This window comes from Chryseobacterium sp. S90 (genome assembly GCF_047444895.1).
Lineage (GTDB): Bacteria > Bacteroidota > Bacteroidia > Flavobacteriales > Weeksellaceae > Chryseobacterium.
In genome coordinates this window covers 1,160,707-1,176,575 of the sequence record NZ_JBLGCX010000001.1, presented here as the reverse complement: position 1 = coordinate 1,176,575, position 15,869 = coordinate 1,160,707, and the positions used below count along the sequence as shown (strand labels likewise).

Below are 15,869 nucleotides of genomic sequence, written 5' to 3'. Positions count from 1 at the left end.
AAACCGGATTTGAATTTTTAAAAAATCAGTTATGGCTAAAATTTCAACAGGGCAGATTGTTGCCGAAGTCACCAGAAAAGAATACATTACTGACCATTTTATCAGAGTGTATTTATACTCACCGGAAGTTCAGGTATTCAAAAATACTATGGTGGGAGACAATAATAAGATTGCAGTTCCTCCAGCTGGACTGAACGAGATTCATTTCCCCACACTGGATGAAAACCATCAGTGGGTGTATCCACCAAAAGAAGTGGCTCCAGCCATCAGAACTTATACCCACAGAGGAATTGATCTGGAAAAAAATGAACTGATCATAGATTTTGTAGATCACGGAGACGGCGGTCCGGCCTCCAAATGGGTGAGGGAAGCTGAAGCAGGTTCAAAACTGGGTGTCATGATGCGTTTGGAAGGAAAAGAACTGTATCCTGCAGCAGATTGGTATTTGTTGGTAGGTGATGCTACGGCCATTCCAGTGATCAGTGCTATTTTGGAAACACTTCCTTCAACAGCAAAAGGAATATGCATTATTGAAGTTCATGGAAAGGAAGATGAACAACTGCTTGAAACGAAAGCTCAAATTGATTTTAAATGGTTACACAATGCACAGCCTCAGATCAGCAGTGAAATTTCAAATGCAGTAAAAAGTATTGAGATTCCGGAGACTACAAAGTTTGGTTATGTAGCTTGTGAATTTTCAAGTGTGAAAGAAATCCGTACTTATCTGAGAAAAGAAAAAAACTGGACCTCACAGGAATTATACGCTTATTCTTACTGGAAAGCAGGCGTAGCAGAAAATGAATCTCAGGCAGACAGACATAAGGAGAAGGATTCGATGGAGTAGAAGGCAGGGATTTTGAGTTTGAGAGTGGGAGGGTTTGAGAGTTTAAAGTTCAAGGTTTAAAGTTGTAAGTACACCACACCTCGTACCCCGAAACTCGCAACCCGCAACCCGCAACCCGCAACATTCAACCAAAAACTTTGAACATTGAACATTGAACTACTATCTTTGCACTATGAAAGATTTAATGGGCAGAGCGATCTGGGATTATTACCACAATGAAAATCCGGAGGATCTGCAGACTGAAACATCAATTTCTGAGCTGGATGAACTTCCGGTAGAATATTTATTCAGAGATTTTGAAGACATGAATGATATTGAGCAGAAAGCACTGGAATTATCTGAAGGGAAAGTCCTGGATATCGGAGCTGGAGCAGGTTCTCATTCTTTATATCTTCAGAATGAAAGAAATCTTGAGGTAACCGCATTGGATATTTCACCAAAATCTATTGAAGTCTGCCAGCTGAGAGGCATTAAAAAAGCAGTTTGTGAAAATATGCTTGACTTTTCAGGGGAGACTTTTGACACGGTTTTATTATTGATGAACGGTACCGGTGTTTTTGAAAGCCTTGCGAAAATTGATACCTATCTTCAGAAATTATATACTTTGTTAAATAAAGGAGGACAAGTTCTGATCGACAGCACGGATATCCTGTATATGTTTGACCGTGATAAAGATGGCGGAGTGTATATTCCTGCAGGCGGATATTATGGAGAGCTGGATTACGTAGTTCATTATAAAGGTGAATCTGAAGAACCAATTACCTGGCTATACCTTGATTTCAATACGTTGAAAAATGCAGCTAAAAATAATGGCTTTAAAATAGAAAAAGTCCTGAAAGACGAAGATTCTTACTTAGCAAAACTGACTAAGAAATAATTAACGACTAGTCATTGCGAGCTGAAAGCGAAGCAATCTCAAAATAGTACATAGTCATTCTGTAAACCGGAATGACTTTTTTTGTACTTCTTCCTAGCCCCGATAGTAACGGTTACCCCACAGCATGTAGTTGGCTCTTTGGGTCAGGCGCGAGGAGTAAAAGTGGATAGCGGGAAACAGCTCCTTATTATTGTCTGAAAAGACGGATGGTTCCTGCAAACGGATAAAAAGAAAACCATTCCTGAAAATAAAAATACATCAGAACAGTGGTTCCGGCGCATAAAATCACTGGAAGAATATAAGATTCTGCACGGTAAGGAAGTTTTTTTGGAGTTGCTAAAACACTGATGACAAGTAAACCCAAAGCACCTACTGCAATAACTCCAATTTCGGGACTGTATCTGGAAGTGGTACCAAAGTCAAAATGGGAAAGCAGAACGTATTTTTGAAACATAAAAAACAGAAAACCAAATGCCAGTGCTAAGAAACTTGCAGGATATTTTTTAAGTTTAACTAAATTAAGGAACAGTAAAATAGACCCCGGAATCGGAGAGAAAAAAACGGAGCTGACTAAAATAGTCATTCGAGAATAAAGCTTAACGGCCTGCGGATCTTCTGTGATATGGTCTTTCCAGACTTCTACCTCTTCTGTACGTTTTACTTCCTCTTCTTCTTTTTTATTCTGAATCAATTGCTGAACAGTTTCTTTTTCCTGTTCACTGAAAATACGTCCTCTTTTTTCCAGAATTTCAAAAGCGATCTGAACGGCTTCCGGAACAAAACGGTTACCTTCTTTTAAATATCCCTCTAATTCCTGATTGGAAAGCTTTCTTAAAACATTTTTACTGACCATAATCTGTATATAAAAGAAAGGCTGTTTCATTAGAAACAGCCTGTGATCTTTATAAGGATTTTAATTATCCGATCTCAATACCGTTTTCAACATTGCTGTCGTCCGGTGTTACGAAAGATAATTTTCCGTCTGGTTTTGTTGTTAATAATAACATTCCCTGAGATTCAATTCCTCTGATTTTTCTAGGAGCAAGGTTCAACAGGATCATTACCTGCTTACCGATTACTTCTTCAGGAGTGAAACTCTCTGCAATCCCGGAAACAACAGTTCTTACATCTACTCCTGTATCAACAGTAAGTTTTAATAATTTATCTGCTTTTTCTACTTTTTCAGCTTCTGTAATGGTTGCTGTTCTAAGGTCTATTTTAGTAAAGTCATCAAACGTGATCTCTTCTTTCATAGGGTTTGCGTTAGGGTTTGTTTTTTTATTGTTTTGTTTTGTGTTTTCCAGCTTTTGGATTTGTGTATCAATTACGCTGTCCTCAATTTTAGAATAAATAAGAGGTGCTTTTTCAACTATTTTATGTCCTGCTTCAATTAAAACTTTCGAGTTTTCAACAGTCGTCCAATCTGATTGGCTAACATTGAATATATCGTAAATTTTTTGAGCTGTAAAAGGAAGGAAAGGTTCTGCTAAATTTCCTAATGCAACTGCAATTTGGGCTCCGATAAATAATGTGTTTTTTGTTTTTTCTGCATCATTTTCAAAAGTTTTCCATGGCTCTTCGTTTTGAAGATAACCATTTCCAAATCTTGCTAAATTCATAAAAGCTGTTAAGGCATTTCTAAATTCATAATTGTCTAAGTAATTTCTTATTTCAGTTGCGCTTTTACCAATCTGTTCAAGTTCAGGTGCATTAATATCACCTTCAGGAACTTTGCCTTCAAAGAATTTATTAATTAAAACGGCAACACGATTTATGAAATTTCCGAAAATGTTTACCAATTCAGAATTATTCTTAGTCTGGAAATCCTTCCATGTAAAGTTGTTATCTTTAGTTTCCGGAGCAGATGAAAGAAGAGCGTATCTTAAAACATCCTGCTGTCCAGGGAAGTCTTCCACATATTCATGAGCCCATACCGCCCAGTTTCTTGAAGTTGAGATCTTATCGTTCTCAAGGTTCAGGAATTCAAAAGCAGGAACATTTTTAGGCATAATATAATCTCCGTGAGCTTTCATCATGGCTGGGAAAATAATACAGTGGAATACAATATTATCCTTTCCGATAAAGTGTACCAGGTCACTGTTTTCGCTCTGCCAGTAATCTTTCCAGTCTTTTCCGTTCTTCTCAGCCCATTCTTTGGTGAAAGAGATATAACCGATTGGAGCATCAAACCATACATACAAAACTTTTCCTTCTGCATTCGGAAGTGGAACCGGAACCCCCCAGTTCAGGTCTCTGGTCATGGCACGAGGCTTAAGGCCGTCATTCAACCATGATTTAACCTGTCCGTATACGTTAGGTTTCCAGTCGTCTTTATGGCCTTCAATGATCCATTCGTTTAAAAAGTCTTCGTATTCGTTTAATGGCAGATACCAGTTTTTTGTTTCTTTAAGAATAGGAACATTTCCGCTAAGCATTGATTTCGGATTGATCAGCTCAGAAGGAGAAAGGGTAGAGCCACACTTCTCACACTGGTCACCATAAGCATTTTCGTTACCACAATTAGGACATGTACCTACAATATAGCGGTCAGCAAGGAATTCTCCTGCCTGCTCATCAAAATACTGCTCAGAAATTTCTTCTGTGAATTTTCCTTTTTCGTATAAAACCTTGAAGAAATCCTGGCTGGTTTCATAATGCTTTTTAGACGTTGTTCTTGAATATTCATCAAATGAAATTCCCAGATCAGTAAAAGATTTTTTTATGATCCCGTGATATTTGTCAACGATATCCTGAGGAGTAACTCCTTCTTTTTTAGCTCTTATGGTAATAGGAATTCCGTGCTCATCTGAACCACAGATAAACGCTACATCTTTTCCTAATCTTCTCTGAAATCTTGCGTAAACATCCGCAGGAATATAAACACCTGCCAAATGTCCTATATGAACCGGCCCGTTTGCATAAGGCAAAGCTGCCGTAATCATCTTTCTGTTTGACATTTATAGTAAAGTTTTAACTGCAAAGATAAGGAATATCTGTTGAATACCGCTATTGATGGTGTTATTATGATGTAGAAAGCAGTTTTTTCAGGATTGAATATGAATTTAAGTTAAACAATTGTTTAACTAAATATTAATTTAATCCAAATATTATGCAATGCATAAGACGTCGCAAATTATTGAAATCTAAAAAACTAACTAAAATCGGTTTCGTAATATACATAATTTTAACTAAAATTATATTAAAATTATGATAATTCTATTTTTTTTTTAAATTGCGAGTCTGGCTACAAGCCAAATTAAGACTGAAAAAAACGAAACTATAAAAAAATATGATTGTGAATAATTTTACAACAGTATTGAAAATTGCGCCTGCTTTTTTATTGGCCAGCACAATAATGCATGCGCAGACTAAAGACTCTGTTCCTCAGGAGAAGAAAATTGAGGAAGTTGTATTAATCGGGTATGGAAAGCAGAAAAAATCTGATCTTACCGGTTCTATAACTTCTGTTACGGCAAAAGACTTCAACGGAGGAGCAACTTCTGCCGGACAGCTGATCCAGGGGAAAACACCAGGAGTACAGATTACCAATAACAGTGGAGCCCCGGGTTCCGGAACAAAAATCAGAATTAGGGGTACTTCTTCTTTAAGTGGAGAAAACTCACCTTTGATCGTAATTGATGGAGTTCCTCAGGATTTTGTAGGAATGAATGGTGTTTCTGATCCCTTATCCTTAATTAACCCTAATGATATTGAAACATTTGATATTCTTAAAGATGCTTCTGCTACGGCCATCTATGGTAACAGAGCTTCTAATGGGGTTATTCTTATTACAACTAAGAAGGGAACAGCAGGAAAGTTTAAATTGAATTTCTCAACTGTTACTTCTGTATCTACTAAAATGGGCAAGGTAGATGTATTAAATGCTCAGGAGTTTAGAGATTTTGTTAATACTTATGCCCCTGCAGGCTATAAAACTAAACTTGGAAATGCTGATACCGACTGGCAGGATCAGATTTACCAGGCAGCATGGGGAACAGATAATAACGTTGCCCTTTCAGGAGGTATTAAAGGTTTGCCGTACCGTTTATCATTAGGTTATAACGAGCAGAACGGTATTGTAAAATCAAATTCTTTTCGCAGAACTTCTGTAGGATTGAATTTAAGTCCTAAGTTCTTTGATAACCATTTATCAGTAAATGTAAATGCAAAAGGAACATTTACTGATAATAGATTTGTAGACGGAGGAGTAATTAAAGCCGCTACTTATTTTGATCCTACACAACCGATATATTCAGGAAACTCTAATTATGGTGGCTATTATGAATGGCTGGATTCCGGATCTGCAACAGGATATAATGTAAATGCCAACTCCAATCCACTTGGGATGATCAATGGGGTAAGAGATGTGTCTTCTGTTCTGAGAGGATTGGGAAATATTCAGTTAGATTATAAGTTTCATTTTCTTCCAGACTTGCATTTCAATGTGAACGCCGGATATGATTATACAAAAAGTGATGGGCATAAGTTTAAAGACGCCCGTCTGAGACAAGGTTTTGAAGATAAAGGAAGTTCAAATTTCTATTCTATGGAAAAGAAAAACAAACTTTTGGAAACCTATTTTAATTATGTGAAAAATATCAGTGCTATTAATACTGGTGTGGATATTACTGCAGGGTATTCTTATCAGGATTTCAATATTTATCTTCCAGGAGCTATTACTTATAGAGGGACAGGAATCAATTCACAAGATTTAGACTTCAAAACTCAAAACACGCTGATTTCATTTTATGGAAGAGCTATTTTTACCATAGCTAATAAATATGTTATTTCAGGATCGGTTCGTAAAGATGGGTCTTCAAGATTCTTCAACGGAACCAGAGATAATGTATGGGGAGTTTTCCCTGGAGTTTCTTTGGCATGGAAGCTTAATGAAGAAAACTTTATCAAAAATATATCCTCAATCAGTACATTAAAGCTGAGAGCAGGATGGGGTAAAACAGGTCAGCAGGAGTTGCCGGCTCTTAACGGAAATAAGCCTAACAATTACCCGGCTTTCGCAGCTTATAATCCTAGTTATCAGGGAGCAGGATATCAGTTTGGAAATGAATTTTATTTCATGTTCAGACCTGCGAATTACAACCCGAATCTTACTTGGGAAACGACGACGACTAAAAACTTAGGATTAGATTTTGGTTTTAATAAAAATAGAATTACAGGATCAATAGATGTCTTCAGAAAAGATACCAAAGATCTTCTTGTCTATGCAGACGAACCTGCAGGAGGCTTAAGTAATGCCAGCTGGCAGAACGTAGGTGATATGAAAAATGAAGGAATTGAAGGGAGTATCACAGTAATTCCTGTTAAAAACCAGAATACAACCTGGGAAGTAAGCTTTAATGCTACACATTACAAGCCGGTTGTCACTAAGTTGAAAGACAGAGCTGATGAATCATTTAATATGGAAGTTGGTGGTATTGAGGGTGGTTCTGGAAACAGAATTCAGGCTCATGCAGTAGGATATGCACCTAATTCATTCTGGGTATACCAACAAGTATATGATACTAATGGAAAACCTGTTGATGGGGCATTTGTAGACAGAAACGGTGATGGTGTGATCAGTACAAAAGATATGTATTATTACAAATCCACAACACCTGATGCAATTTTAGGTTTTTCTACCAAAGTATCCCATAAGAACTGGGATTTTGCATTAAGTGCAAGAGCAGTGTTAGGAAACTATGTATATAATAATGCGGCTTCCAATAGTTCTTTACAATCTGCATCTACCAATGAATATCTACAAAATGTGTTCGCAACAGCGCCTCAGTATCAATTCTCAGTTCCTCAATATAAATCAGATATTTATGTTGAGAATGCTTCATTCCTGAGACTGGATAATATTAACGTTGGATACAATTTCGGGGAAATTTTCACTAAAGGAAGTAATCTGAAAGTATATGCGATGGCACAGAATGTTTTTGTAATTACTAAATACTCAGGAGTAGATCCTGAAGTTTTCGGTGGAATAGATAACGGTTACTACCAAATGCCTAAGATTTATTCCTTAGGTTTTAACTTCCAATTTTAAATAAGAATTCAATGAAACTAAATAGAATTAAACTTAAAAATATAGTATTGCCTCTTTCAGCAGTATTTCTATTGACAGCAACTTCTTGTGTGAAAGATCTTGAAAGAGAACCTATCACAGACGTTACTTCAGCCAGTATTTATAAAGATTTTGCCAATTACAAGAACGTGCTGGCAAAGCTTTACGGAGGACTTGCTATGGGTGGCCAGATCAGTGGAGATGGTGATCAGCCGGATAGTGATATTAACGGAATCAATGGAGGTTTTTCCCAATATACAAGATTGATGTATACACTTAATGTGGTTACAACTGATGAAGCTGTAATTGGATGGAATGACGGGAACCTTCATACACTTCACAAAATGACCTGGGATGCTTCAAACGAATTCATTGCGGCAATGTATTATAGAGTATATACAGAGATTGCTTTTTGTAATGAGTTTTTGAGAAATGTAACAGATGAAAAATTAGCTTCCAATAATATTACCGGAGACAATCTTGCTCAGGCTAAATTAATGAGAGCAGAAGCACGTTTTCTTAGAGCACAGTCGTATTATCATGCAATAGATATGTTTGGAAACGTTCCTTTTGTGGATGAATCTTATTTGCCGGGTTCTATCAATCCGCCACAAAGAATAGAAAGAAAAGCATTATTCAACTATATTGAGTCTGAGTTACTTGCCGTAGCAGGAGAATTAAAAGATCCTAAAACCAATGAATACGGAAGAGCGGATAAAGCTGCTGTTTGGTCATTGTTGGCAAAATTATACTTAAATGCTGAGGTATATACAGGAACACAGAGAAATACAGACTGTATTACTTATTGTAACAAAGTGATTGCAGCAGGGTATTCATTAAAACCAAAATACGATGATTTGTTCCTTGCAGATAATAATATCAATAACCCGGAGCAGATTTTAAGCGTAAATTTTGATGGGATCAATACTCAGACCAATGGTGGAACTACTTATCTGGTACATGCTGCAATAGGTGGAGATATGAAAGCTGCTGACTTTGGAGTAAATGGTGGATGGAGTGGTTTAAGAACTACAAAAGCTTTTGTAGGCTTATTCCCTACCAATGGAAGTGATAAAAGAGGGAGATTTTTTACTTCAGGACAAAATTTAGAAATTAATGACTTGGGATCATTTACAGATGGTTATGCTTTTATCAAATTCAAAAATGTCAAAAGCAATGGATCTGTTGGAGCTCATACCAACTGGGTTGAGGCTGATATTCCTTTATACCGTTTAGCTGATATTTATCTGATGTACTCAGAAGCTGTTTTAAGAGGAGGAGCAGGAGGAAATCAGGCAACTGCAATTGGTTATATCAATCAATTGAGAGAGCGTGCTTATGGAAATACAAGTGGAAATGTATCTTCAATCAATCTTAACTTTATTTTGGACGAAAGAGCAAGAGAACTATCTTGGGAAATGACCCGAAGAAGTGATCTTATCCGTTTCAACAAATATACTACAGGAGATTATGTATGGCCATGGAAAGGAAATGTGAAAGATGGGAAAGCGGTGGAAAGTTACAGAAACCTTTTCCCAATACCTGCTAAAGACATTGTTGCAAACCCTAATCTGATTCAGAACCCTGGATATTAATTTAAAAATTTTGAAATGAAAAATTTATTTAAAATATTGGCTGCTGTTTTTATCGGAATTTTAATGATTTCGTGTGAGAAAGATGAAGATAAGGCAGTTCTTGAAGTGACAAAAAAACCTACTTTAACAGGAGATGCAACCACATTGGTTTTGCTTAAAATTAATGAAAATGACAATGCTGTAAAGTTTACTTGGACAAATCCAACATTTAATCTGGCAGTGGTTAATAGTAACGTTCTTGAGTTTGCAAAAGCAGGAACAAGTTTTGCTGGTGCCAAGAGTGCAGATTTAACAGCAAGTGATCTGTCCAAAACTTATACTGTAAAGGATTTAAATAAAATTATTCTTGATGCAGGATTTCTTCCGGGAGTTGCAGCAAATATTGAAGTAAGAATGAAAGCTTCTGTAGGGAATGCTGTATCTTATTCTAATGTAATTCCAATGACTATTACGCCGTACTTAACGGAATACCCTTCTTTCTATATTGTGGGAGAGGCATCTGTTGTTGGATGGAATGCAGGAGTTGCTCAGCTATTATATAAGAACGAAAATATTTCTACAATCTATACCTACCTGGAAAATGGGAAAGCATTCAGATTTTTAGGACAGAAAGACTGGAGTCCTTTGAACTATAGTTTAGATACAGCAGGAATGCAGGATGCTAATAAATATTTCAAAACATGGTCTTCCAATCTGGTAGTTGCGGCACCTGAAAATATGGTGTTTACAGGAGCTTCAGGAATGTACAAAATTACAATTGATTCTGATCTTGCCAAAAAAACAATAGATGTGGTTCCTTCCGCAATCAATAATTGGAATCCTGCTAACCTGTATATGGTAGGTACTATTAACGGATGGAACGCTGCGGGAGCTATTGCTATGACAAATTTAGGAGGTGGTAAATTTGAACATACCATTGTACTTTCTGCAGGTTCTCAATTTAAATTCCTGGGCCAACAGAGTTGGGGAGATCTTGACTGGGGGAATATCTCTGGAGATGGAAACTCCGGTCTTATAGCTCCTAAAGGAAGCAACGGAAATATTAAATTTGATGGAACCGGAGGAAGCTATAAAATTTCTGTAGATCTGAAATTAGGTACTTATAAAATAGAAGCATTATAATAATTAAAGAATAATAAATGGGTAAAGTGCTGCTTTACCGCAGCACTTTTATCTATTTTTAAAGTTAATAAATAGTCATTATGAAGAAAATTACAGTTGGAGCGCTTTTGCTCTCAATGATGTTTACAGGTGTGAAAGCCCAATCTTTAAAATCTCCGGACGGAAAGTTTGAAATGAGCTTTCAGCTGAAAGAAGGAGTACCTTACTATAACCTGAAATATAACGGTGCGGTAGTAGTTGAAGATTCTAAATTGGGATTGCGATTATTTAAAGACACAGCCATAAAATTCGCTTCTGAGATTGCCAAACCAGAAGATGCAAAATACGATCTGAACAACGGTTTTGCAAAGACAGATGAAAAAAGAGACTCCAAAAATGAAACCTGGCAGCCGGTTTTAGGAGAAAAGAAAAATTATATCAATAATTACAACGAACTGGCAGTTACCCTTAATCAGGCTTCTACAGACAGAAGTATTGTGGTAAAGTTCAGATTGTTTAATGATGGATTAGGATTTCGATATGAATTTCCTCAGCAGAAGAATTTGAATTATTTCGTGATCAGAGAAGAAGACTCTGAAATTGATTTCCCTACCGATATGAAGGCATGGTGGATGGTTGCAGATTACGACTCTCAGGAATATCAGTATCAGGAAACAAAAGTTTCTGAAATTCCATCAAAATGGGATAAAGCATACGATGCCAACGCTTCCCAGTCATTGGTGAAAAATGCAGTTCAGTCTCCTTTAATGCTTAAAAAAGAAGGAAAAGAACCATTGTACATCAACGTTGCTGAAGCTGCCGTATTAGATTATCCGGCTTCACATCTGGAAGTAGATGCACAGAACTATAAGTTCAAAACGCATTTGACAGCTGACAGACAAGGAGCGAAAGGGTATATTCAGACTCCTTCGGTAACGCCTTGGAGAACTATTATTGTAGCTCCGAAAGCAGAACAGGTTATGGATTCTAAAATGATTTTCAACCTTAATGAGCCTACAAAATATACCGATACTTCTTACATTCACCCTACAAAATACATGGGAGTTTGGTGGGAAATGATCATCGGAAAATCTCAGTGGGCATATTCTACTGCAGAAAATGTTCATTTAGGTAAAACAGATTTTGCCAAATTGACTCCAAACGGAAAACATGCAGCCAACAATACAAAAGTTAAAGAATATATTGACTTTGCTGCAGAAAACGGTTTCCAGGGATTATTGATTGAAGGTTGGAATATTGGTTGGGAAGACTGGTTCGGACACTCTAAAGAATTCGTTTTTGATTTCATCACACCTTACCCGGATTTTGATATCAAAATGTTGAATGAATATGCCCATTCAAAAGGAATAAAGCTGATCATGCACCATGAAACTTCAGGTTCTGCAACGAACTATGAAAGATGGGCTGATAAAGCATTCCAGACGATGAACAAATATGGCTATGATGCTGTGAAAACCGGATATGTAGGAGATATCATTCCTAGAGGAGAACATCATTACTCTCAATGGACAATTAACCATTATTATAGAATTGCAGAAAAAGCAAACGACTATAAAATTATGGTCAATTCTCATGAATCTGTAAGACCTACAGGAGAAAGTCGTACTTATCCGAACTATATCTCTGCAGAAGCAGCCCGTGGAACAGAATACGAAGCATTTGGAGGAAATAAACCTGATCACCAGACTGTTCTTCCGTTTACAAGATGGATGGGAGGTTCTATGGATTACACTCCGGGAATTTTCCAGACGAAGTTAGACTATTACTTCCCTGGAGATAACCGTTTCGTAAAAACTACGCTGGTAAAACAGTTGGCCCTTTATGTAACAATGTATATGCCGCTTCAGATGGCTGCTGATCTACCTGAAAACTACAAAAAGCATATGGATGCATTCCAGTTTATCAAGGATGTAGCGGCAGATTGGGATGATACAAAGATTTTATCCGCAGAACCGGGAGATTATGTGATCACGGCAAGAAAAGCAAAAGGAACTGAAAATTGGTTTGTAGGTGGTATTACTGATGAAAACAAACGTGAGTACACTGTAGACTTCTCATTCCTGGATAAAGGAAAGAAATATGAAGCAACAATCTATGAAGATGGAAAAACTGCTGATTATATTGATAATCCTCAAAGCTATAATATCTATAAGAAAGAGATTACAGGAAAATCAAAAATTAATTTTAAAATGGCAAGAAGTGGCGGTTTCGCAATTTCTATCAAGCCAGTAAAATAATTTAAAGATACACTAAGGTGCCCCGGTTCATTAATTTTTTAATGTTCCGGGGTATTTTTTTTTAACAGATTATTTATCTCCTGCCTGTTGATTCAGTTGTGGATATTGATATTCAGTATTGGGTGTTTGTTCCTTTAAAGGTGTACTTTCATTTTTTAGCTTTTCCTTATGCTTGTACTCCTTTTGATACTGCTTTACCGTTTTTCCGGTACCGTCATGTCTCCATCCCGGTGAATAGAAAAGATACTTTATGCGGTCTTTGAAAGAAAGTCCCGGCTGTCTGATATCTTTTCCTATTCTTCTCCATTCATAGAATAAAGTAGTTGCCGGATCTTTAGATTCCATCTTAGGATAGATTCCATATTTCACTGGAACCTCAGGATCCTCCTTCTCGAATGTTCCAAAAATTTTATCCCAGATAATCAGCCCCATTCCCATATTACGGTCCAGATATTTGATATTACAAGCATGATGTACTCTATGATGAGAAGGAGTAACCAGAATATATTCTAAAAATCCCATGCTTTTAATAGATTGCGTATGAACAAAAGTGCCGTAAATCTGTATCGCAGAATAGGCTACCAGAATATGCCAGGGATGAAAACCCATAAATGCTAATGGAGAGAAAAACAAATACCTGTACAAAGGTTGGAATACAGGACTTCTGAATCCCGTACTGATGTTGAAATAATCAGAATTGTGATGCGTAATATGTACGGCCCAGAAGACGCGTGAGTGATGATCTACATAATGATGAACATAATAAGCGAAATCCTGAGCGAGAAATACAGCAATCCAATACCAGATTCCCTCTTGCCAGTCGAAGATGCGGTGATGATAAAAAAACATCATGACAAACAAAGAGAAACCTTTCATGATGATGTCTAACCCATAGTTGAGCAAAGCAAAAAGAACATTGGTTGCTACATCTTTAGTCTCATAAATCTTCTCTTTATTGAAGTGGCTGTAGGCCATTTCTGCAAAAATAATTACAGCAAACACAGGAATAGTCCATGTGTAAACAACATCTGGCCCCTCAGCGTGGAACATACTACTGAAATCAAACATTTTTTCTGTAAAACTAAAAATAAAAAGGGGGATAAATTAACTTTTAGCATGAATTTTTTATGAAAAATTTAACTTTTATAAGAAAAAGTTAAAAAATGAATGTTAATTATTGATTTTAGAATGAAAAAAAAGGGTTGTTGTATCATATTTTTAAATGCCTATATGAAAATTAAATGCTAAATTGAACACTAATATGAAGACAATATTTGCCGCATTAGCACTTTCAATAGCTTCTGCAGCCTTTTCCCAAAAAGTGTTGGACAGAATAGAGCCTGCTTTCTGGTGGAAAGGAATGAAAAACCCTGAACTTCAGATTCTTGTGTATGGAAAAGACGTTGCTCACAACGAGATTGTACTTTCGGATGGAATACAGATCAAAGACATCCGGAAAGTTGATAATCCGAATTACGTTTTTATTACCGTAAATACCAATGAAATAAGCGTTTCGAAGTTTACTATTACCATTAAAAAAGGAAACAAAAGCCTGAATTCCTATGCCTATGAATTGAAGCAAAGGAATCCCGGATCAGCCGACCGCGAATCTTTTACCTCAAAAGATGTCATGTATCTGATCATGCCGGACCGCTTTGCCAATGGCAATGAAAAGAATGATTCAACACCGGAACTTACAGAAAAAGCAAATCGAAGTTTGCCTAATGGGAGGCATGGCGGAGATCTCAGCGGTATCATCAATCAACTAGACTATATTCAGAATCTGGGAGCTACGGCAGTCTGGCTGACTCCGGTAAATGAAGACAATGAAAAAGTATATTCTTACCATGGATATGCCCAGACAGATCTGTATAAAATTGATGGGCGATACGGAACAAACGAGGATTATAAAACCTTATCAACAGAGCTGAACAAACGAAATATGATGCTGGTGATGGATTATGTCACCAATCATTGGGGCGGCTCTCACTGGATGATCAAAGACCTTCCTTCAAAAGATTGGATACATTGGTTTGATGAAGGAGAGAAAGGTTTTAAACGTTCCAATTATAAAACGACAACGCAATTCGATACCAATGCTTCCGATATTGATAAAAAATATGCGCTGGACGGATGGTTTGATACCACCATGCCGGATATTAACCAAAAAAATCCACTGGTTCTGAAATATCTGATCCAAAATGCAATCTGGTGGATAGAATATGCAGAATTGGGAGGGTTCCGCGTAGATACTTATCCTTACAATGATAAAGATGCTATGGCAAAATGGGCTAAAGCCATTACCGATGAATATCCGAAATTCAATATCGTAGGAGAAACCTGGCTTTATACGGCAGCACAGATTGCAGCGTGGCAAAAAAACTCCAAAATAGGAGCCATAGAAGGGTACAATTCCCATTTGCCATCAGTGATGGATTTTATGCTGTTTGAAAATATGCCTAAAGCTCTTAAAGAAAAAGAAGGCTGGGATAAAGGTATGATCAGAATTTATGACTCCTTTACCAGCGACTTCCTCTATCCGGATATCAATAATCTTCTGGTTTTCTTTGAAAATCACGATACAGAAAGATGGAATGAAATATTTAATGCAAACCCTGACGCTTACAAAATAGGACTTGCCCTGATCTCAACAGTAAGAGGAATTCCACAGATCTATTACGGATCTGAAATAGGAATGAGAGGAGATAAGACGAAAGGAGGTGATGCCGATATCCGAAGAGATTTTCCCGGAGGCTGGAAGTCTGATGCTCAGAATGCTTTCAATCCATCTGCTCAGACTCAGGAACAGAAAGAATTTTTCCAGTTTACTCAGAAATTATTAAACTGGAGAAAAGGAAAAGATGTGATTCATAATGGAAAAACTAAAAATTTCGTTCCTCAGGACGGTGTTTTTGTCTATTTCCGATACAATGAAAAAGAAAGTGTAATGGTCATCATCAACAATAATGAAAAGGATCAGACGTTAGACTTGAAACGATTTGCCGAATCACTTAATGGATTTACAAAAGGAAAAGAAGTAATTTCCGGAAAAGAAATTTCATTACAAAACAGTATGAATATCCCTGCAAAAACACCATTCATCATTGAACTTGAAAAATAATTAATA

At 36.9% G+C, this 15,869-nt stretch carries 10 protein-coding genes; 7 read left to right on the top strand and 3 right to left on the bottom strand.

The annotated features are described in order from the left end of the window. The first annotated feature begins 31 nt into the window (after positions 1–31). Both ACLMCG_RS05455 and ACLMCG_RS05450 read left to right on the top strand, forming a co-directional pair. On the top strand, positions 32–844 hold the full coding sequence (locus ACLMCG_RS05455; RefSeq protein WP_413959089.1) for a siderophore-interacting protein: 813 nt from the start codon (positions 32–34) through the stop codon (positions 842–844). Positions 845–1,016: 172 nt separating this feature from the next. Then, the gene (locus ACLMCG_RS05450) at positions 1,017–1,721 is read left to right on the top strand and encodes a class I SAM-dependent methyltransferase (RefSeq protein WP_413959088.1); all 705 of its coding nucleotides are present in this window, start codon (positions 1,017–1,019) and stop codon (positions 1,719–1,721) included. Between the two features lie 187 nt (positions 1,722–1,908). Here ACLMCG_RS05450 and ACLMCG_RS05445 read toward each other — a convergent pair whose 3' ends face one another. Further along, complete coding sequence (locus ACLMCG_RS05445) at positions 1,909–2,604, bottom strand: hypothetical protein (protein WP_413959087.1); 696 nt, start codon at positions 2,602–2,604, stop codon at positions 1,909–1,911. A gap of 34 nt (positions 2,605–2,638) precedes the next feature. Continuing rightward, positions 2,639–4,678 (bottom strand): methionine--tRNA ligase, encoded by a 2,040-nt coding sequence (metG, locus tag ACLMCG_RS05440; RefSeq protein ID WP_413959086.1) that lies wholly within the window; start codon positions 4,676–4,678, stop codon positions 2,639–2,641. A 338-nt stretch (positions 4,679–5,016) separates the two neighbouring features. Between metG and ACLMCG_RS05435 the strand changes: the two genes are divergently transcribed. From ACLMCG_RS05435 to ACLMCG_RS05420, 4 genes are all read left to right on the top strand, one after another. Then, positions 5,017–7,770 carry a SusC/RagA family TonB-linked outer membrane protein gene (locus ACLMCG_RS05435; RefSeq protein WP_413959085.1) on the top strand — a complete coding sequence of 918 codons (2,754 nt, stop codon included), beginning with the start codon at positions 5,017–5,019 and terminating at the stop codon, positions 7,768–7,770. An 11-nt stretch (positions 7,771–7,781) separates the two neighbouring features. Next, positions 7,782–9,383, top strand: a complete 1,602-nt coding sequence (locus tag ACLMCG_RS05430) for a RagB/SusD family nutrient uptake outer membrane protein (protein WP_413959084.1) — start codon at positions 7,782–7,784, stop codon at positions 9,381–9,383. Positions 9,384–9,398: 15 nt separating this feature from the next. Then, positions 9,399–10,505, top strand: a complete 1,107-nt coding sequence (locus tag ACLMCG_RS05425) for a SusE domain-containing protein (protein WP_413959083.1) — start codon at positions 9,399–9,401, stop codon at positions 10,503–10,505. Between the two features lie 80 nt (positions 10,506–10,585). Next, positions 10,586–12,742 carry a glycoside hydrolase family 97 protein gene (locus ACLMCG_RS05420; protein WP_413959082.1) on the top strand — a complete coding sequence of 719 codons (2,157 nt, stop codon included), beginning with the start codon at positions 10,586–10,588 and terminating at the stop codon, positions 12,740–12,742. Between the two features lie 69 nt (positions 12,743–12,811). On the opposite strand, the gene ACLMCG_RS05415 is transcribed toward ACLMCG_RS05420, so the two are convergent. Next, positions 12,812–13,810 (bottom strand): sterol desaturase family protein, encoded by a 999-nt coding sequence (locus tag ACLMCG_RS05415; RefSeq protein ID WP_142716276.1) that lies wholly within the window; start codon positions 13,808–13,810, stop codon positions 12,812–12,814. A 193-nt stretch (positions 13,811–14,003) separates the two neighbouring features. On the opposite strand from ACLMCG_RS05415, the gene ACLMCG_RS05410 reads away from it, so the two are divergent. Continuing rightward, complete coding sequence (locus ACLMCG_RS05410) at positions 14,004–15,863, top strand: glycoside hydrolase family 13 protein (protein WP_413959081.1); 1,860 nt, start codon at positions 14,004–14,006, stop codon at positions 15,861–15,863. Positions 15,864–15,869: the final 6 nt, after the last annotated feature.

Excerpts from the sequence above, each read along its gene's own strand:
- ACLMCG_RS05450 (WP_413959088.1), top strand. The coding sequence starts at position 1,017 with ATGAAAGATTTAATGGGCAGAGCGATCTGGGATTATTACCACAATGAA.
- ACLMCG_RS05415 (WP_142716276.1), bottom strand. The coding sequence starts at position 13,810 with ATGTTTGATTTCAGTAGTATGTTCCACGCTGAGGGGCCAGATGTTGTT.
- ACLMCG_RS05410 (WP_413959081.1), top strand. The coding sequence starts at position 14,004 with ATGAAGACAATATTTGCCGCATTAGCACTTTCAATAGCTTCTGCAGCC.
- ACLMCG_RS05445 (WP_413959087.1), bottom strand. The coding sequence starts at position 2,604 with ATGAAACAGCCTTTCTTTTATATACAGATTATGGTCAGTAAAAATGTT.
- ACLMCG_RS05430 (WP_413959084.1), top strand. The coding sequence starts at position 7,782 with ATGAAACTAAATAGAATTAAACTTAAAAATATAGTATTGCCTCTTTCA.
- metG (WP_413959086.1), bottom strand. The coding sequence starts at position 4,678 with ATGTCAAACAGAAAGATGATTACGGCAGCTTTGCCTTATGCAAACGGG.
- ACLMCG_RS05425 (WP_413959083.1), top strand. The coding sequence starts at position 9,399 with ATGAAAAATTTATTTAAAATATTGGCTGCTGTTTTTATCGGAATTTTA.
- ACLMCG_RS05420 (WP_413959082.1), top strand. The coding sequence starts at position 10,586 with ATGAAGAAAATTACAGTTGGAGCGCTTTTGCTCTCAATGATGTTTACA.
- ACLMCG_RS05455 (WP_413959089.1), top strand. The coding sequence starts at position 32 with ATGGCTAAAATTTCAACAGGGCAGATTGTTGCCGAAGTCACCAGAAAA.